At 68.4% G+C, this 17,697-nt stretch carries 18 protein-coding genes; 11 read left to right on the forward strand and 7 right to left on the reverse strand.

The window, feature by feature from the left end; all coding sequences use genetic code 11:
- The first annotated feature begins 11 nt into the window (after nt 1-11).
- The 3 genes from hisD to OVA26_RS08375 are packed head-to-tail and all read left to right on the forward strand — an operon-like array spanning nt 12 to nt 2,853.
- A complete protein-coding gene (hisD, locus tag OVA26_RS08365) occupies nt 12-1,313 on the forward strand; it encodes a histidinol dehydrogenase (protein ID WP_268103782.1) in 1,302 nt (433 codons plus the stop codon).
- Between the two features lie 12 nt (nt 1,314-1,325).
- A complete protein-coding gene (gene nrdR, locus OVA26_RS08370) occupies nt 1,326-1,817 on the forward strand; it encodes a transcriptional regulator NrdR (protein ID WP_268103783.1) in 492 nt (163 codons plus the stop codon).
- Nucleotides 1,818-1,827: 10 nt separating this feature from the next.
- The gene (locus OVA26_RS08375) at nt 1,828-2,853 is read left to right on the forward strand and encodes a quinone-dependent dihydroorotate dehydrogenase (RefSeq protein WP_268103784.1); all 1,026 of its coding nucleotides are present in this window, start codon (nt 1,828-1,830) and stop codon (nt 2,851-2,853) included.
- Nucleotides 2,854-2,928: 75 nt separating this feature from the next.
- On the opposite strand, the gene OVA26_RS08380 is transcribed toward OVA26_RS08375, so the two are convergent.
- Complete coding sequence (locus tag OVA26_RS08380; protein ID WP_056227784.1) at nt 2,929-3,501, reverse strand: DUF3043 domain-containing protein; 573 nt, start codon at nt 3,499-3,501, stop codon at nt 2,929-2,931.
- A gap of 46 nt (nt 3,502-3,547) precedes the next feature.
- Between OVA26_RS08380 and OVA26_RS08385 the strand changes: the two genes are divergently transcribed.
- From OVA26_RS08385 to OVA26_RS08410, 6 genes are all read left to right on the forward strand, one after another.
- Nucleotides 3,548-4,942: a dipeptidase gene (locus tag OVA26_RS08385; protein WP_268103785.1), complete on the forward strand. Its 1,395-nt coding sequence runs from the start codon at nt 3,548-3,550 to the stop codon at nt 4,940-4,942.
- Between the two features lie 72 nt (nt 4,943-5,014).
- Nucleotides 5,015-5,380, forward strand: a complete 366-nt coding sequence (gene erpA / locus OVA26_RS08390) for an iron-sulfur cluster insertion protein ErpA (protein WP_056227791.1) — start codon at nt 5,015-5,017, stop codon at nt 5,378-5,380.
- Between the two features lie 166 nt (nt 5,381-5,546).
- The gene (gene ctaC, locus OVA26_RS08395; RefSeq protein WP_081349657.1) at nt 5,547-6,428 is read left to right on the forward strand and encodes an aa3-type cytochrome oxidase subunit II; all 882 of its coding nucleotides are present in this window, start codon (nt 5,547-5,549) and stop codon (nt 6,426-6,428) included.
- Nucleotides 6,429-6,430: 2 nt separating this feature from the next.
- Complete coding sequence (ctaD, locus tag OVA26_RS08400) at nt 6,431-8,194, forward strand: aa3-type cytochrome oxidase subunit I (protein ID WP_056227796.1); 1,764 nt, start codon at nt 6,431-6,433, stop codon at nt 8,192-8,194.
- Between the two features lie 2 nt (nt 8,195-8,196).
- Nucleotides 8,197-8,613: a cytochrome c oxidase subunit 4 gene (locus tag OVA26_RS08405; protein WP_056227799.1), complete on the forward strand. Its 417-nt coding sequence runs from the start codon at nt 8,197-8,199 to the stop codon at nt 8,611-8,613.
- A 4-nt stretch (nt 8,614-8,617) separates the two neighbouring features.
- Nucleotides 8,618-9,409 (forward strand): PP2C family protein-serine/threonine phosphatase, encoded by a 792-nt coding sequence (locus OVA26_RS08410; protein ID WP_268103786.1) that lies wholly within the window; start codon nt 8,618-8,620, stop codon nt 9,407-9,409.
- Nucleotides 9,410-9,461: 52 nt separating this feature from the next.
- Here the strand turns inward: OVA26_RS08410 and OVA26_RS08415 are convergent, their stop codons facing one another.
- The 6 genes from OVA26_RS08415 to ctaE form a co-directional block, all read right to left on the reverse strand.
- Nucleotides 9,462-10,412 carry an alpha/beta fold hydrolase gene (locus OVA26_RS08415; RefSeq protein ID WP_268103787.1) on the reverse strand — a complete coding sequence of 317 codons (951 nt, stop codon included), beginning with the start codon at nt 10,410-10,412 and terminating at the stop codon, nt 9,462-9,464.
- Between the two features lie 38 nt (nt 10,413-10,450).
- Nucleotides 10,451-10,858 carry a rhodanese-like domain-containing protein gene (locus tag OVA26_RS08420; RefSeq protein ID WP_268103788.1) on the reverse strand — a complete coding sequence of 136 codons (408 nt, stop codon included), beginning with the start codon at nt 10,856-10,858 and terminating at the stop codon, nt 10,451-10,453.
- Between the two features lie 208 nt (nt 10,859-11,066).
- Complete coding sequence (gene qcrB / locus OVA26_RS08425) at nt 11,067-12,908, reverse strand: cytochrome bc1 complex cytochrome b subunit (RefSeq protein WP_442786055.1); 1,842 nt, start codon at nt 12,906-12,908, stop codon at nt 11,067-11,069.
- Complete coding sequence (gene qcrA / locus OVA26_RS08430) at nt 12,905-13,963, reverse strand: cytochrome bc1 complex Rieske iron-sulfur subunit (RefSeq protein ID WP_056227815.1); 1,059 nt, start codon at nt 13,961-13,963, stop codon at nt 12,905-12,907. Before qcrA ends, qcrB begins: the two co-directional genes overlap by 4 nt.
- Before the next feature lie 39 nt (nt 13,964-14,002).
- On the reverse strand, nt 14,003-14,815 hold the full coding sequence (qcrC, locus tag OVA26_RS08435) for a cytochrome bc1 complex diheme cytochrome c subunit (RefSeq protein WP_056227819.1): 813 nt from the start codon (nt 14,813-14,815) through the stop codon (nt 14,003-14,005).
- A gap of 15 nt (nt 14,816-14,830) precedes the next feature.
- A complete protein-coding gene (ctaE, locus tag OVA26_RS08440) occupies nt 14,831-15,502 on the reverse strand; it encodes an aa3-type cytochrome oxidase subunit III (protein WP_268103789.1) in 672 nt (223 codons plus the stop codon).
- Nucleotides 15,503-15,635: 133 nt separating this feature from the next.
- On the opposite strand from ctaE, the gene trpD reads away from it, so the two are divergent.
- The gene (trpD, locus tag OVA26_RS08445; RefSeq protein WP_268103790.1) at nt 15,636-16,697 is read left to right on the forward strand and encodes an anthranilate phosphoribosyltransferase; all 1,062 of its coding nucleotides are present in this window, start codon (nt 15,636-15,638) and stop codon (nt 16,695-16,697) included.
- 2 nt (nt 16,698-16,699) lie between these two features.
- Nucleotides 16,700-17,692 carry a PHP domain-containing protein gene (locus OVA26_RS08450; RefSeq protein ID WP_268103791.1) on the forward strand — a complete coding sequence of 331 codons (993 nt, stop codon included), beginning with the start codon at nt 16,700-16,702 and terminating at the stop codon, nt 17,690-17,692.
- Nucleotides 17,693-17,697: the final 5 nt, after the last annotated feature.

Below are 17,697 nucleotides of genomic sequence, written 5' to 3' on the forward strand. Positions count from 1 at the left end.
GCCTTGAAGACATGCTTCGCACGATCGATCTCCGCGGCCGCGTGCTCTCGCCGGCCGAGCTCCTGGCCGTCGTCCCGCGGGCGGACGCCGCGCGCGACGAGGCCCTTGCCACCGCGGCGCGTCTCGTCGACGACGTCGCGCGCCGGGGCGAAGAAGCACTTCGCGAGCAGGCCGCCCGTTTCGACCGGGTGAGCGACCATGCCCTCCGCGTGCCCGCGGACCACCTCGATGAGGCACTGCGCGATCTCGATCCCGGCATCCGTGCCGCTCTGGACGAGGCGATCGTGCGCGTGCGCAGAGCATCCGCCGCCCAGGTCCCCGCCCCGGTCGTCACCGAACTCGGCGAGGGTGCTCGCGTGACGCAGCGGTGGCAGCCGGTGCGTCGCGTCGGACTCTACGTCCCGGGCGGCAAGGCCGTGTACCCCTCGAGCGTGGTGATGAACACCGTGCCCGCGCAGGTCGCGGGTGTGCGCGAGGTCGCCCTCGCATCCCCGCCGCAGGCGGCGTTCGGCGGCCGCGTGCACCCCGTCATCCTCGCCGCCGCCAAGCTCCTGGGTGTCACCGAGGTCTACGCGATGGGGGGAGCGGGAGCCATCGGCGCCTTCGCCTACGGGGTGGCCGAGATCGGGCTCGACCCGGTCGACGTCGTGACCGGGCCCGGCAACAACTTCGTCGCCTCCGCCAAGCGCGTCGTCGCGGGCCGCGTCGGCACCGACTCCGAGGCCGGGGCGACCGAGATCCTCGTCGTCGCCGACGACAGCGCGGTCCCCGCTCTCGTCGCGGCCGATCTCGTCAGCCAGGCCGAGCACGACGAGCAGGCCTCGGCCGTGCTGGTCACCGACTCCGTCGAGCTGGCCGAGGCCGTCCGGGCCGCACTGCCCGAGCGCGTCGCCGCGACCCGCCACACCGAGCGCGTGACGGCGGCGTTCCACGGGCCGCAGTCGGCGGTCGTCCTGGTCGACGACCTCGCCCAGGCGACCGCGTTCAGCAACGCCTACGCCCCCGAGCACCTCGAGCTGCACCTCGCCGACGCGCGTCCCGAGAACTTCGTGAACGCCGGAGCCGTGTTCGTCGGCCCGTACACGCCGGTCAGCCTCGGCGACTACCTCGCCGGCAGCAACCACGTGCTTCCGACCGGGGGACAGGCCCGGTACGGAGCGGGGTTGTCGGCGGCGACCTTCCTGCGCCCGCAGCAGGTCGTCGAGTACGACCGAGAGGCCCTCGCCCGGGTGCGCGACGCCATCGTCACCCTGGCCGACGCCGAGGCGCTCCCCGCGCACGGCGAGGCCGTGACCGCGCGTTTCGACGCGTAGTCTGGCGGCGTCATGCATTGTCCCTTCTGTCGCAACCCGGACTCCCGCGTCATTGATTCGCGTACCAGCGACGATGGCCTCAGCATCCGCCGCCGTCGCCAGTGCCCGAAGTGCGGGGGGCGCTTCTCGACCGTCGAGACCGCGAGTCTCAACGTGATCAAACGCTCCGGGGTCGTCGAGCCGTTCAGTCGCGAGAAGGTGATGTCGGGCGTCCGCAAGGCGTGTCAGGGGCGACCGGTGACCGACGCCGACCTGGCGGTGCTTGCCCAACAGGTCGAAGAGAACATCCGCCAGACCGGCTCGTCGCAGATCGAGGCGAACGAGATCGGCCTGTCGATCCTCGGCCCGCTGCGAGAGCTCGACGAGGTCGCCTACCTGCGCTTCGCCAGCGTCTACCAGGCTTTCGATTCGCTGGACGACTTCGACGCCGCGATCGCGCAGCTGCGCGCCGATCACGCGGAGCGTTCCTCCGGGCAGGCCGGCGAGTCCGCCCCGGTCCAGTAATCTGGCGGGGATGTATCCCCTTCTCTTCCGTACGGTCCTGACCCGTTTCGATCCCGAGTTCGCGCACCATCTCGGCGCCCTCGTCATCCGTGTCGCGGGCGTGGAGCCGGTGGCATCCCTCGTCCGTCGCTTCACGGCGCCCGCGCCCGCGCAGCGCGTCCACGCTCTGGGATTGACGTTCGATTCGCCGTTCGGCGTCGCCGCGGGCTTCGACAAGAACGTCACGATGGTCGGCGGCCTCGGTGCGCTCGGCTTCGGTCACGTCGAGGTGGGGACGATCACCGCCCTCGCGCAGCCCGGCAACCCCCGGCCCCGCCTGTTCCGTCTCGTCGCCGACCGCGCGGTGATCAACCGCATGGGTTTCAACAACGACGGTGCGGTCGCCGCCGCGGCGAAGCTGCGCCGCCTGCGACGAGCCCGTCGGCGCCCGGTGATCGGCGTGAACATCGGCAAGAGTCGTGTGGTCGCCGTCGAAGACGCCACGACCGACTACGTCCGCAGTGCCCTTCTGCTGGCTCCGCTCGCCGACTACCTCGTCGTCAACGTGTCCTCGCCGAACACGCCCGGTCTGCGCGGCCTGCAGGCGGTCGAGACGCTGCGTCCGTTACTGACGGAGGTTCGGGATGCCGCGGGCGACACGCCCCTGCTCGTGAAGATCGCTCCCGACCTCGATGACGCCGAGGTGCAGGACATCGCGCGTCTCGCCGTCGATGCCGGACTCTCGGGGATCATCGCGACCAACACGACGATCGCGCGCACGGGACTCTCGACCGATGCCGCGAAGATCGAGGCGATGGGCGCCGGTGGACTGTCGGGGGCGCCGCTCAAGGCCCGCGCCGCCGAGGTGCTGCGCCTGGTGCGCGCCGCGGTGCCGGAGGAGTTCGTCGTGATCTCGGCCGGGGGAGCGGAGACCGCCGACGACGTCCGCGATCGTCTCGCCGCCGGGGCGACGCTCGTGCAGGGGTACACCGGGTTCCTGTACCGCGGCCCGCTGTGGGCCCGGCAGATCAACCGCGGTCTCGCGCGCGCCCGCTGAGGATCCGCCGCGCGGTCGCGCCCACGCAGAAGCGGCGCGCCCGAAGGCGCGCCGCTTCGTCGAAGAGGGACCGGGTCAGACCGGGTACTGTCCGCGCTTGACCTGGGCCTTCGGCAGGCGCATGAAGCGCATCTGGACGGTGCGCATCGCGGCGTACCAGCCGAGGCCCTTCTCGAGTCGGCCTTCGCCGAACTTCTCTTTGGCGGCCCGCTTGATGCGGATCGAGGTGATGATCATGTCGCCGACGACGAAGAGGATGAAGATCCACAGCGCGACGAACGACCAGTACTGGAAGAACGACACGGGGATCAGCGTCGCCACGATGACGAGGATCATGAACGGCATCACGCCCTCGCCGAGGTGCCAGCCGGCGTCGACGAAGTCGCGGGCGAAGCGGCGCTGCGGGCCGCGGTCGCGGACGGGCAGGTACTTCTCTTCGCCGGCGGCCATGCCGATGCGGGCCTTCTCGCGCTGAGCGGCGAGCTCGGCGCGCGCGCGGGCCTTGGCCTCTTTGGTGTCGGGCACGAGGGGGCGCTTGCGGGCGGCCTCCTGCTCGGCGCGCGACGGGGTCGCGCGGCCCTTGCCCGAACCGAGCTCCGTCGGCTCGACGGGGGTGTCGTTGGGTGCGGGTGCGGGGGACTTGGCCACGGGAAACCTCGGTGCTTCGCTGATCGGGAGATTTAAGATTACCCGCATGACCCTCGACCTGTCCCGGCAGGACGCTGTGCAAAAAGCAGCGGACGCCGGCATCCCCTCCGCCCTCTCCGACCTCGGCTCCCTCGTTCGCATCCCTTCGATCGCGTGGCCGGCCTTCGACCAGTCCGCGCTCGTGAAGAGCGCCGACGCCGTGGCCGCCCTCCTCGAGGGCACCGGCGTCTTCGACGCGGTCGAGGTGAAGCGCGCCGCGATCCCCGGAACCGATGAGTTCGGCCAGCCCGCTGTGCTCGCTACGCGTGCGGCCCGCAACGGGCGCCCGACCGTGCTGCTGTACGCGCACCACGATGTGCAGCCCCCGGGAGACGAGGCGCTGTGGGAGTCGCCGCCGTTCGAGCCGACCGTCCGCGACGGGCGTCTCTACGGCCGGGGCGCCGCCGACGACAAGGCCGGCATCATGGCCCACGTGGGCGCCATCCGCGCCGTGTCCGAGGTCATCGGCGACGACCTCGACCTCGGCCTCGCCGTCTTCATCGAGGGGGAGGAGGAGTACGGTTCGCGCTCCTTCGGCCAGTTCCTCGCCGACAACGCCGAGGTGCTCCGCTCGGACGTCATCGTCGTGGCCGACTCGGGCAACTGGGATGAGCGCACCCCCGGCCTCACCGTTTCTCTCCGCGGAAACGCGCGCTTCACCCTGACCGTCCGCACCCTCGAGCACGCGTCCCACTCCGGGATGATGGGCGGAGCGGTCCCGGATGCCATGCTCGCCACTGTCAAGCTCCTCGCGACCCTGTGGGACGACGACGGCGCCGTCGCGGTCGAGGGCCTCGCCGTGCGCGACGCCGAGACCCCGGACTACGACGAGGCGACGCTGCGCGCGGAGTCCGGCCTCCTCGAGGGCGTGAGCCCGATCGGCCGCGACTCGATCCTCAGCCGCATCTGGAACAAGCCGTCCATCACGATCACCGGATGGGATGCCACCCCGGTCGAGGCGGCATCCAACACCCTCTCCCCGCAGACGAGCGTCGTCATCAGCGCGCGGGTCGCTCCCGGGCAAGACGCGCAGGAGGCCTTCGCCGCGGTCGAGGCGCACCTGCGTGCGCATGCCCCCTTCGGCGCGCAGCTCGAGTTCACCGACGTCGACTGCGGCGACTCCTTCCTGGTCGACACCAGCGGATGGGCCCTCGAAGAGGCTCGTGCCTCCTTCGCGGACGGATACGGGGTCGACTCGGTCGACGTCGGCATCGGGGGATCGATCCCGTTCATCTCGGACCTCGTCCGCGAGTTCCCCGAGGCGCAGATCCTCGTGACCGGGGTCGAAGATCCGCACGCGCGGGCGCACAGCCCGAACGAGTCGCTGCACCTCGAGACCTTCCGCAACGCGCTCGTCTCGGAGGCGCTCCTGCTGGCTCGCCTCAACGCGCGGACGCACTGATCGAGGCCGCGGGGGCGGGACGGGCGTAGACTCGACTCGTCCCCGCGACCGAACAACCCGAAGGGCATCGCCATGACCGACACCACACTGTCGTCCTCCGCCGAGACCCGCGAGCACGGCGTCGGCCTGACCGCGGCCGCCTCCGACAAGGTGAAGAGCCTGCTGTCGCAGGAAGGTCGCGACGACCTGCGCCTGCGCGTCGCCGTCCAGCCCGGCGGCTGCTCCGGCCTCATCTACCAGCTGTACTTCGACGAGCGTTATCTCGACGGTGACAAGGTCGTCGACTTCGACGGCGTCGAGGTGATCGTCGACGACATGAGCGTCCCGTACCTCGACGGCGCGAACATCGACTTCAAGGACACGATCTCGGAGCAGGGCTTCACGATCGACAACCCGAACGCCCAGGGATCCTGCGCGTGCGGAGACAGCTTCCACTGACCCTCTGACGCCGTTCTCCGGCGCCACATCGAGAGCCCCCGGAATCCCGGATCACACCGCGGAATCCGGGGGTTCTCGATGTCTCGGCACTGGACGAATGGCCTGAGAACGGTGAGAGGTTGCTCTAGACTGTCAGAGCAACATCCACGACCCGGAAAGGTGCATTGTGCCCTCCAAACGTCGCCTTCGCTGGGCAGCGCTTCCCCTCGGCATCGCCTCCGTAGCGCTCCTCTCCGGCTGCACCACGACCCAGCTCCACGGGTTCCTGCCCGGCTTCGTCGATGACGGCCCGGCCGCTACGAACCACACCGACATGGTCGCAGGGCTCTGGGTCAACTCGTGGATCGTGCTCCTCGCGGTGGGTGTCATCACCTGGGGCCTCATGCTCTGGTCGGTCATCGCGTACCGCCGCCGCAAGGGTCAGTCCGGTCTCCCGGTCCAGCTGCGCTACAACATGCCGGTCGAGATCTTCTACACGGTCGTGCCGCTGATCCTCGTCGTGGGCTTCTTCGCCTTCACGGCGCGTGACCAGAACACGCTCGAGACGCAGTACGACAACCCCGACGTCTCCATCACCGCCTACGGCAAGCAGTGGGCGTGGGACTTCCAGTACAACGGCACGAAGGAAGACAACTCCGACGCCGTGTACTCGATGGGTGTGCAGGCCAAGGCCACGTCCGACGGTTACGACCTCCAGGACGTCCCCACGCTGTACCTGCCGGTGAACAAGACGGTGAAGATCGACCTCCGCTCGCGCGACGTCATCCACTCCTTCTGGATCATCGACTTCCTTTACAAGAAAGACATGTACATCGGTCGCGACAACGAGTGGTCGTTCACGCCCACCCGTGAAGGCACGTACGAGGGCAAGTGCGCGGAGCTCTGCGGTGAGTACCACTCCGCCATGCTCTTCAACGTCAAGGTCGTCAGCGAAGACGAGTACAACAACTACCTCGACTCGCTGCGCCGTGCCGGCGACGTGGGTGACATCAGCGACCTGTCGCGTCTGCAGAACCTGACGACGGCCGGTACCGAAGGGAACGAGTGATCATGGCCACGACGCTTCCGCTCCAGGGGACGGGCCCTTCGCGCCCGACGACTCTCCCGCCGCGTCAAGCCGCACTGCTGAGCACCACGCGTGTCGAGCAGAAGGGCAACCTGGTCGTCAAGTGGATCACCTCCACCGACCACAAGACCATCGGGTACATGTACCTGATCGCCTCCGTCATGTTCTTCATGCTCGGTGGTGTCATGGCGCTGATCATCCGCGCCGAGCTGTTCGAGCCGGGTATGCAGATCATCCCGACCAAAGAGCAGTACAACCAGCTGTTCACGATGCACGGCACGATCATGCTGCTCATGTTCGCGACGCCGCTGTTCGCCGGCTTCGCCAACGCGCTGCTGCCGCTGCAGATCGGCGCGCCCGACGTGGCGTTCCCGCGTCTGAACGCCTTCGCGTTCTGGCTGTTCCTCTTCGGCTCGACCATCGCGGTCTCGGGCTTCCTCACCCCGCAGGGTGCGGCCGGCTTCGGGTGGTTCGCGTATCAGCCGCTCGCCAACGCCAGCTTCTCGCCGGGCGTGGGCGGAAATCTCTGGATGCTCGGTCTCGGCATCAGCGGTTTCGGAACGATCCTCGGTGCGGTCAACTTCATCACCACGGTGCTCACGATGCGCGCCCCCGGTATGACGATGTGGCGCATGCCGATCTTCTCGTGGAACACGCTCATCACGAGCATCCTGATCCTGCTCGCGTTCCCCGTGCTGGCCGCCGCGATCTTCGCCGCCGCCGCCGACCGTGTGCTCGGCGCTCACATCTACAGCCCCGAGAACGGTGGAGTGCTTCTCTGGCAGCACCTCTTCTGGTTCTTCGGTCACCCCGAGGTGTACATCATCGCGCTGCCGTTCTTCGGGATCGTGTCCGAGATCTTCCCGGTGTTCAGCCGTAAGCCGATCTTCGGTTACAAGACGCTCGTGTACGCGACCATCGCCATCGCGGCCCTCTCGGTCGCGGTGTGGGCGCACCACATGTACGTCACCGGCGGTGTGCTGCTCCCGTTCTTCGCCCTCATGACGATGCTGATCGCCGTCCCGACGGGCGTGAAGATCTTCAACTGGATCGGTACGCTCTGGCGAGGTTCGGTCACGTTCGAGACGCCTATGGTCTTCGCCCTCGGCTTCCTCGTGTCGTTCGTCTTCGGTGGTCTGACCGGCGTCATCCTGGCGTCGCCCCCGCTCGACTTCCACCTGTCCGACTCGTACTTCGTCGTGGCGCACTTCCACTACGTCGTGTTCGGCACCGTGGTGTTCGCGATGTTCGCCGGTTTCTACTTCTGGTGGCCCAAGTGGACCGGAAAGATGCTCAACGAGCGTCTCGGCATGGTGCACTTCTGGATGCTGTTTATCGGCTTCCACATGACGTTCCTCATCCAGCACTGGCTGGGTGTCGACGGCATGGTCCGCCGGTACGCCGACTACGCCGCCGCGGACGGATGGACCTGGGAGAACCAGCTGTCCACCGTGGGCTCGATGATCCTCGGCGCCTCGATGATCCCGTTCCTCCTGAACGTCTGGATCACCGCTCGCAAGGCTCCGCGCGTCACGGTCGACGACCCGTGGGGCTACGGTGCCTCGCTGGAGTGGGCCACCTCGTGCCCGCCGCCGCGCCACAACTTCACCTCGATCCCGCGTATCCGCAGCGAGCGTCCCGCCTTCGACCTGAACCACCCTGAGGCCGGCATCCCGGTCGGTGTGGGGCCTGCGAAGGACGCCCCTGAGGCGCCCGTGGTCGACTCTGCGGCCGGAGAGGTCAAGTAAGAATGCGTACCAACGTTGGACTCTGGTGGCTGCTGGCTGTCTTCGGCTTCCTGATCGCCGCCGTCTACACCGTCTGGAGCCTCATCCAGCACGGCGGAGTCGAGTGGGTCGGCAGTGTCGCGCTCGTCTTCCTCGGCCTCATGTCGTCGATGATCGCGTTCTACATCTCGCGCGTCATGAAGGCGCAGCGCGGTGACCTGCCCGAAGACACCCTGACGGCTGACATCGACGACGGCGACCCCGAGATGGGCGAGTTCAGCCCGTGGTCGTGGTGGCCCATCGTGCTCGCGGCCTCCGCCGCGATCGCGGTGATCGGTCTCGCGGTCGGCAGCTGGCTCGTCCCCGTCGGCTTCGCGGTGTTCGTCATCGCGATCGTCGGTTGGGTGTACGAGTACTACCGCGGGTACTTCGCGCGCTGACCCCGTGCCCATCCGGCTGAATGCGGCCGCCGTCTCCGACGCCGGCTCCCACCGTCCCACCAACCAGGACGCCGCTTTCGCGGCGTCCTGGGGTGCGGCGGTGGCCGATGGCGTCGGGGGAGGGCCCTCCGGGGACCTCGCCTCCGCCGCCCTGCTTCACCGTCTCGTGGCGACACGAGGGGGCGGAATGGATGCCGACGGCCTCCTGGTCCGCATCCGCGAAGCGAACTGGGACATCCGTGCCCACGTCGAGCGCGACCCTGCGCTGCAGGGCATGGCGACGACGTTCACCGGGATCTTCCTCAGCGTGAGCGGTGAGCTCCTGCTCGCCCACACCGGGGATTCGCGGGCCTATCTGCTCCGCGACGGCGAGTTCACGCGCGAGACGCGTGACGACTCGTACGTGCAGGCGCTCGTCGACCACGGCATCATTCCCCCCGAGGCCGCGCAGGCGCACCCGCGGCGCAACATCATCACGGCCTCGCTCGGCGGGGCCGAGGGTGACGTCGTCTCGGTCGCCGAACGACCTCCGGTGACTGGCGATCGATGGGTGCTCTGCAGCGACGGTCTGACCGACTACGTCCCCGAGGCTGATGTGGCCCGTCTCGTGGCCGAGGCGGCGGATCCTCGTTCGGCGGCAGCCGCTGCCGTGGCGCTGGCCCTCGAGGCCGGCACGCGCGACAACGTCACCGTCGTGGTCTGCGACGTCGTCGACGATGACGAGACCGCGGGAACGGACCCCGTGTTCTTCGGCTCGGCAGCCCGATGGTTCGCCGAGGACGTCGAAACAGCCTGACTCGTCGGACGTTCGGCGTCATCCGATCTCATCCGCCGACGCCGGCTCAGCGTCACCGAGCGGATCGGGCGAAGTCGTCCATGGCCTCCTGAGCGATCTGCGCGCTCCGCGGGCCGCCGTGGCCGTCCTCCTCAACGATCTCGAGACGGGATCCGGGCCAGGCGCGATGCAGTCGCCAGGGGATCAGCGACGGTCCGCTGAGATCGCGTCGACCGTGCACGAGCACGCCGGGGATACCTTCGAGCTCGGGCGCGCGGGACATGATCGACGCGGTACCGGGGAGGAAGCAGTCGTTCGCCCAGTAGTGCGTCGCGAGGGTGGCGAAGTTGAGGCGGTGCCGCGGCTCGGCGTGCAGGGGGCCGGGCTTGGCGAGGGGACCGAGCGAGACGTGGGCGACCTCCCAGGCGTCCCAGTCGTCTCCGGCTCGCCGGCGCACGGCGGGGGAGTCGTCGGTGAGCAGCCGGGCGTATCCCTCGATCGTGCGCTCGTCGTCGCGCAGGGGCGCGCGGAGACGTGCGTGCGCCTCGGGGAACACCGGCGCGATGCCGTCGGTGATCCAGTCGATCTCCCAGCGGGCACCCGTCGTGACAGCGAGATTGACGATCTCTGTGACACGGTCGGGGTGCTCGAGCGCGTACGCGAGTGCCAGGGTCGATCCCCATGAGACTCCGTGCAGAAGCCAGCGGTCGACGCCGAGGTGCGTCCGCACCGCCTCGATGTCGGCGAGCAGGTCGCCCATCGTCTGATGGCGCAGGCTCGACAGGTCGTCGGCGGCCCAGGGCTCGCTCCGCCCGCACCCGCGTTGGTCGATTCCGACGATGAGGTGGAGGTCGGGGTCGAAGCGCCGCCGATACCCGCCTGCGCCGAGGCTGCCGCCGGGGCCGCCGTGCAGATACAGCGCGGGTCGCCCGCGGGGGTTGCCCGAGGTCTCCCAGTACACCCGGGCACCGTCCGGTCGCTCCACGAATCCGGAGAGGAACGGCTCGAGAGGGGGATGCTGCATGCCCGAAGCCTAACCGCAGGTCGGGGCGCTCTCGAGGTTCAGGAGCGGACCACCATGACGGTCGGGTCGAAGACCCGCTCGCGGAGCCCCTCGTCGTTCTCGGTGGGTTGGCCCTCGCGCACCCAGTACTCGTATCCGCCGATCATCTCTCGGACGTCGTATCCGAGCCGCGCGAACGCGAGCGCGCCCTTCTGCCCGGCGTTGCAGCCCGGACTCCAGCAGTAGACGACCACCGGCGTGCCGGCCGGGATCTCGCGACGAGCTCGTTCGGCGATCTCCCGGTAGGGCATGTGAATGGCGCCCGATACGCGTCCCTGCGCCCATGCGTGGTCTCCGCGCACGTCGACAAGCGCCAGGTCGTCTCCGGCCTTCTGCGCTGCGTAGACATCGCTGGGGTCGGTCTCGAAGGCGAGACGGCGAGAGAAGTAGTCCACGGCATCGGTCATGCGTTTCACGCTAGAGATGCGTGCGGCACGCGGAAAGAGAGGGGATGCCATGCCCCCGCGCTTCTCTGCCAGATGGCGTTGGTTGGGGGAGCGGGTAACGCGCGCGGCGCCGGATCCGCGCGCACTCTTCGGCGCCGTCGTGACGACTCGCCGGCCCGGGAAACGCGAAACCCCGGTGCCGAAGCACCGGGGTTTCGTCGATGGCCGATTACTCGCCCTTGTCGCCGTTCGGGCGGTTGCGCTCTTCGAGTCCCTTGGGAGCCGGGATCTCGACCTCGGCGCGCTCACCGACCGCGTTGCGGGGGCGACCGTCCTCATCGGCACGAGCGTTGGCGCCGGCGATCTCGTCGGCCTCCTCGTGGTCGATGTGGTCGAGCTCGTGGTGCTGGTGGGCGACCGCGGCGTCGAGCTCAGCCTGCGTGAGGGGAGCGAGCCGGTCCTCGAAGAACCAGCGCGACACCGCACCACGGACGTTCTCGTACCAGGGGATCTCACCGTTGGCGTTGGGACGGACGACGAGAGGCTCGTACGTCTCGTTGTCGACCAGCTTCCAGCGCTCGTACTCGTCGACCGGCTGGTGGACCTCGATGTACTCGCCGCCGGGCAGACGGACGATACGGCCCGACTCGTAGCCGTGGAGCGCGATCTCGCGGTCCTTCTTCTGGAGCGCGATGCAGATGCGCTTCGTGACGAAGTAGGCGAGGATCGGGCCCAGGATCAGCAGGGCCTGCAGGACGTGGATGACACCTTCCATCGTGAGGTGGAAATGCGTCGCCACGATGTCCGAAGAGGCAGCGGCCCACATCACGGCGTAGAACGTCACACCGGCAGCACCGATCGCCGTGCGCGTCGCGGCGTTGCGCGGACGCTGGGCGATGTGGTGCTCGCGCTTGTCGCCGGTCACCCACGCCTCGATGAAGGGATACACCAGCACGAGGACGATGAAGAGACCCAGGACACCGACGGGGATGATGATGTTCCACGAGAAGGTGTGGTCCCAGAGCACGAACTCGAGGTGCGGCGGGATCAGACGGAGCATGCCGTCGGCGAAGCCGATGTACCAGTCGGGCTGCGTACCGGCGGACACCGGGGACGGGTCGTACGGACCGTAGTTCCAGATGGGGTTGATCGTCACCAGCGCGGCGATCAGAACGATCACACCGAACGTGATGAAGAAGAAGCCACCCATCTTGGAGGCGTACACCGGGAGCATCGGGTAGCCCACGACGTTGCTGTTCGTGCGGGCGGGCCCGGCGAACTGCGTGTGCTTGTTGATGATCATCAGCATGAGGTGCACGGCGAGCAGCGCTACGAGGATCGCGGGCAGCAGCAGGATGTGCAGCGTGTACAGGCGTCCGACGATCGCGGTACCGGGGAACTCACCGCCGAAGAGCAGGAACGAGGTCCAGGTGCCGATGATCGGCAGACCCTTGATCATGCCGTCGATGATGCGCAGACCGTTACCGGAGAGCAGGTCGTCGGGGAGCGAGTAGCCGGTGAAGCCCTCGGCCATCGCGAGGATGAAGAGGATGAAGCCGACGACCCAGTTGAGCTCGCGGGGCTTGCGGAACGCACCGGTGAAGAAGACGCGGAGCATGTGGACGCCGATACCGGCGACGAACACGAGGGCGGCCCAGTGGTGGATCTGTCGGACGAGCAGGCCGCCGCGCAGGTCGAAGGAGATGTGCAGGGCCGACTCCATCGCGGCCGACATCGCGATGCCGCGCATGGGCTCGTAAGCGCCGTTGTAGTGCGTCTCGACCATGGACGCCTGGAAGAAGAACGTCAGGAACGTGCCCGACAGCAGCACGACCACGAAGCTCCACAGCGCGATCTCGCCGAGCATGAACGACCAGTGGTCAGGGAAGACCTTGCGGCCGAGCTCCTTGACGATGCCCGACATGCTCGTGCGCTCGTCCATGTAGTTCGCGACGGAGCCCACGAAACGACCGCCGAGCGGCTTGCCGTCGCGTGCACTCGTCGCAGGCGGGCCCGCGTGGACCGCGGGTTCCGTGGTGACGTTCTCGGTGGGATGGGTACCGATGCTCATGAGCGCTCCCAGAAGCTGGGGCCGACGGGCTCGTGGAAGTCACTCTGCGCGACGAGGTAGCCCTCGGCGTCGACGGTGATGGGGAGCTGCGGCAGGGGACGGGCGGCCGGGCCGAAGATGACGGCCGCACCGTTGGCGACGTCGAACTGCGACTGGTGGCAGGGGCACAGGAGGTGGTGGGTCTGCTGCTCGTAGAGCGCCACGGGGCAACCGACGTGAGTGCAGACCTTCGAGTACGCGATGATGCCGTCGTACGACCAGTCCAGGTTGTTGGTCTCGGGGTTGAGCTGCTCGGGCTGCATACGCATGAGCAGGACGATCGCCTTGGCCTTCTCTTCGAGGTAACCCTCGTCGTGGCCGAGTCCCGCGAGTTCTTCGGGGATCACGTGGAAAGCGGAGCCGAGCGTGACGTCAGCGGCGCGGATCGGGCGTCCCGAGGGGTCGTGCGTCAGGCGCATGCCCTCTTTCCACATGGTGTGGCTGAGGAGCTTCACCGGGTCCTGGTCCTGCGGCGCGAGGCCACGGAACAGGGTGATGCCGGGGATGACCGAGGCGGCCAGCGCGGCGAACAGCGAGTTGCGGATGATCTCGCGACGTCCGAAGCCGGAATCCTTGTTCGCCTCTTCGAAGACGTTGATCGCGCCCTCGCGGACCTCGTCGCGACCACGGGTGGCGTGACGGTCCTCGATGTACTCCTTGTCGGACATGACCGACTTGCCCCAGTGAATGGTGCCGATGCCGATCGCGAGCAGCGCGAACGCGATGCCGAGCCCGATGAAGAGGTTGTTGTAGCGGATGTCGATCAGCGCGCCCGACTCGATCGGGAAGATCATGTAGGCGATGCTCGCCCAGATGCTCGCCGCGACCGAGAAGTAGAACAGCGTGTAAACCGTGCGGACCGCACGCTTCATCGCCTGCGGGTCCTGGTCGGTCATGCGCTGACGGTGGCCGGGAAGGCCGGGGTTCTGTACGGCGTCGGGAACCGCGACGGCGAGCCCCGAGGCGGGCTTCCAGGAAGCCCTCTCGTGCTCGAGTGCGTCGTCCTCGTGTGCCATGGTGCTCCTCGTGCGTTTACGTGATGTCGAAGACGACGGTCAGTTGGACTTCGCCGTGATCCATACGGTCAGGGCGATGAGCGCCCCGATACCGAAGATCCAGATGAACAGACCCTCGGAGACCGGACCGAGCGAGCCGAGGGCGTAGCCACCGGGCGAGTCGTTCTTCTGCAGGTACATGAGGTACGAGATGACGTCGCGCTTGTCTTCGGGGGTGAGGTTCAGGTCGTTGAACACCGGCATGTTCTGCGGGCCGGTGACCATGGCCGCGTAGATGTTGACCGGGGTGGTGGTGTGGAGGTCGGGGGCGTACTTGCCCTCGGTCAGCGCCCCGCCGGCACCGGCCACGTTGTGGCACATGGCGCAGTTGATGCGGAAGAGCTCGGCGCCGTGCGACAGGTCGCCCTGGCCGTCGACGAGGTCCTCGGTGGGGTAGGTCGGTCCCGGAGCCGCGGACTGCACGTACGCGGCAATGGCGTTGACCTGCTCTTCGGTGAACTGCGGGGGCTTGACCGGAGCCTGCGGGCCCTGGGCCTGCAGCGGCATGCGACCGGTCGAGACCTGGAAGTGCACCGAGAGCTCGCCGACGCCGAAGAGCGACGGGCCCTGCTGGCTGCCCTGGAGGTCGAGACCGTGGCACGTCGCGCAGTTGGCCTGGAAGAGCTTCTGCCCTTCTTCGACCGCCGTCGCGGAGTTCGCCTCGCTCGTGGGGGTGCCGGAGGTGGCGGCCATCGCGGCCGATGCGCCGGCGTAGACGCCTCCGGTCAGGAGGAGTCCGATGCCGATGAGCGCCGCGGCGGCCAGGGGGCTACGACGCCCGGACGCCCGACGAGTCTTCTTCTCGCGTGCCATGTGGGTACTGCTCTCTTACTTGAGGAAGTAGATGACGAAGAACAGGGCGATCCAGACGACGTCGACGAAGTGCCAGTAGTACGACACGACGATCGAGGTGGTCATCTCTTTCCGACCGAAGTTCTTCACGGCGTAGGCACGACCGATCACGAGCAGGAAGGCAATGAGCCCACCCGTCACGTGCAGGGCGTGGAAGCCGGTGGTGATGTAGAAGGCCGAGGCGTAGGGGTTGGCGCTGATGGGCATGCCCTCGGCAACCAGCGTCGCGTACTCCCACACCTGACCCGACACGAAGACCGCGCCGAGGATGAAGGTGAGGTAGAACCACTCCACCATTCCCCACTTCAGGAAGCCGGTGCGCCCGCCGGTGCGGTACGGCTGGTACCGCTCCGCGGCGAAGACGCCCATCTGGCACGTGACCGAGGACAGCACGAGGATGATCGTGTTGACGGTCGCGAAGGGGACGTTGAGCAGCTGCGTCTCTTCGGCCCACAGAGAGGCCGACGTGCTGCGGAGGGTGAAGTAGATCGCGAACAGGCCGGCGAAGAACATGACCTCGCTGCCCAGCCACACGATGGTGCCCACGGCGACCGGGTCGGGCCGCTTCACGGCACGCACAGCCTGGGAATACGTCGCTGAGGTCGTCACCGTTCCATTATGCGCGATCCGGAAGCCCGATATTCCCATCCCCACCCTGGGATATTCCATCGTCGAGACTTAGGGATGCCTCAGAATCCGCACATAAGGCCCGGTACGGAGGCTGTTTCGGAGCCGTGTGCCCGGGCGCGGTCACGCGACACGCGTATGGGAGGATCGTGGCATGGCGGAACGTTTCTCGTGGCCCGATCTCCTCTCGTCGCTGCTGGCCGGCACCGACCTCAGCGTCTCGGAGTCCACGTGGGCGATGCGCAAGGTGATGGCGGGGGAGGCCACGCCCTCTCAGCTCGGCGGTTTCCTCATGGCGCTGCGCGCCAAGGGCGAGACGGTCGAAGAGATCGTCGGCTTCCGTGACGCGATCCTCGAGGCGGCCGTGCCGCTGCCGGTCCGTGCCGAGGTGCTCGACATCGTGGGCACGGGCGGAGACCGTTACGGCACCGTCAACATCTCGACGATGGCGGCCATCGTGGCCGCGGCATCCGGAGTTCCCGTCGTCAAGCACGGGAACCGAGCGGCCAGCTCGGCCTCGGGCTCGTCGGACGTGCTGTCCTCGCTGGGCATCGGACTCACGCTGTCGCCCGAGAAGGTGGCCGAGATCCTCGATCACACCGGCATCACGTTCGCGTTCGCCTCGGCCTTCCACCCGGGGTTCCGGCACGCGGCGGCCACGCGGTCGGAGCTGGGGGTCCCCACGGTCTTCAACTTCCTCGGCCCGCTCTGCAACCCGGCTCGCGCCGAGGCCAATGCGGTCGGCGTCGCTCACCTCGACCGGGTCCCCCTCATCACGGGCGTGTTCCGCACGCGCGGCGCGACGGCGCTGGTCTTCCGCGGCGACGACGGCCTCGACGAACTGACCACGACCGGACACAGCCGCGTGTGGGAGATCAGCCGCGGCGACGTCCACGAGCACGACCTGGATCCCCGGGATCTCGGCATCCCTCTCGCCGATATGGACGACCTGCTCGGGGGCTCTCCCGATCACAACGCCACCGTGGTGCGGCGTGTGCTCGGCGGTGACCGCGGGGCGGTCCGCGACATCGTGCTGCTGAACGCCGCGGCGGGGCTCGTGTCGTTCCGGCTGTTCCAGGACGCCGCCCAGGTGCAACGACCGATCCTCGAGCGACTGGCTGAGGCGATGACCGACGCCGCCGCGGCGATCGACGACGGACGCGCGTCGGCGAAGCTCGACGACTGGGTCGACGCCTCGAAGGCGCTGGCGGAGTAGCCGTGGACCCGCTCGACGCGCTCACCGAGATCGCGTACCTGCTCGAGCGGGAGAGATCGTCGCGCTACAAATCGAAGGCGTTCCGTACTGCGGCCTCCGCCATCGACGGGCTGAGCGACGCGCAGCTGCGGGATCCGGGCCTCCGTCGTCGCGCGGGGATCGGCGAGTCGACCTTCGCGGTGATCCAGCAGGCCCTCGCCGGCGAGGTGCCCGAGCGCCTGGCGAAGCTCCGGGCCGAGTCCGCCCCCGCGGGAGGGGAGGAGCTGCGGGCGCAACTCAAGGGCGACCTGCACAGTCACAGCGACTGGTCGGACGGGCTGACACCGATCAAGGCCATGGTCGACGCGGCGCGCGGTCTCGGCCACGAGTATCTCGCCCTGACCGATCACTCGCCCCGGCTCACGGTCGCCAACGGGTTGTCGCCCGAGCGGCTGCGCGCGCAGATCGAGATCGTCCGCGGTCACCGCGGCGAGGGATTCACCCTGCTCACCGGGATCGAGGTCGACATCCTCGACGACGGCGCCCTCGATCAGGAGGACGATCTGCTGCGCGCGCTCGATGTGGTCGTGGCATCCGCTCATTCCAAACTGCGGATGGAACGCGGGCCCATGACGAAGCGGCTCGTCGCGGCGGCGAGCGACGCGCGGGTGGACGTGCTCGGTCATGTGACCGGTCGGCTCGTCGAGGGCGCCCGCGGGACGCGGCCCCCGTCGGAGTTCGACGCGCGCGAGGTGTTCGCGGCGGCGGCCGCGTCGGGAGTGGCGGTCGAGATCAACTCGCGCCCCGAGCGGCAGGATCCGCCCGACGATCTGCTCGCCCTCGCGATCGAGGCCGGCTGCCTCTTCTCGATCGATTCCGACGCGCACGCTCCGGGACAGCTCTCGCTTCTCGACTACGGTGCGGCGCGTGCCGAGGCCGCGGGTGTCCCCGCCGACCGGATCGTCACGACGTGGCCGCTCGATCGTCTGCGCGCCTGGCTCGAGCGCAGTCGCTGAGAGCG

Origin of the sequence: Microbacterium sp. SL62, from assembly GCF_026672635.1 — a bacterium.
Classification (GTDB): Bacteria; Actinomycetota; Actinomycetes; order Actinomycetales; family Microbacteriaceae; genus Microbacterium; species Microbacterium testaceum_A.

Coding starts and splice junctions, on each gene's coding strand:
- ctaE (WP_268103789.1), bottom strand. CDS start 15,502: ATGGGAATATCGGGCTTCCGGATCGCGCATAATGGAACGGTGACGACC.
- OVA26_RS08385 (WP_268103785.1), top strand. CDS start 3,548: ATGACCCTCGACCTGTCCCGGCAGGACGCTGTGCAAAAAGCAGCGGAC.
- OVA26_RS08415 (WP_268103787.1), bottom strand. CDS start 10,412: ATGCAGCATCCCCCTCTCGAGCCGTTCCTCTCCGGATTCGTGGAGCGA.
- qcrC (WP_056227819.1), bottom strand. CDS start 14,815: ATGGCACGCGAGAAGAAGACTCGTCGGGCGTCCGGGCGTCGTAGCCCC.
- ctaD (WP_056227796.1), top strand. CDS start 6,431: ATGGCCACGACGCTTCCGCTCCAGGGGACGGGCCCTTCGCGCCCGACG.
- qcrB (WP_442786055.1), bottom strand. CDS start 12,908: ATGAGCATCGGTACCCATCCCACCGAGAACGTCACCACGGAACCCGCG.
- nrdR (WP_268103783.1), top strand. CDS start 1,326: ATGCATTGTCCCTTCTGTCGCAACCCGGACTCCCGCGTCATTGATTCG.
- hisD (WP_268103782.1), top strand. CDS start 12: ATGCTTCGCACGATCGATCTCCGCGGCCGCGTGCTCTCGCCGGCCGAG.
- erpA (WP_056227791.1), top strand. CDS start 5,015: ATGACCGACACCACACTGTCGTCCTCCGCCGAGACCCGCGAGCACGGC.
- trpD (WP_268103790.1), top strand. CDS start 15,636: ATGGCGGAACGTTTCTCGTGGCCCGATCTCCTCTCGTCGCTGCTGGCC.
- OVA26_RS08375 (WP_268103784.1), top strand. CDS start 1,828: ATGTATCCCCTTCTCTTCCGTACGGTCCTGACCCGTTTCGATCCCGAG.
- OVA26_RS08405 (WP_056227799.1), top strand. CDS start 8,197: ATGCGTACCAACGTTGGACTCTGGTGGCTGCTGGCTGTCTTCGGCTTC.
- OVA26_RS08420 (WP_268103788.1), bottom strand. CDS start 10,858: ATGACCGATGCCGTGGACTACTTCTCTCGCCGTCTCGCCTTCGAGACC.
- qcrA (WP_056227815.1), bottom strand. CDS start 13,963: ATGGCACACGAGGACGACGCACTCGAGCACGAGAGGGCTTCCTGGAAG.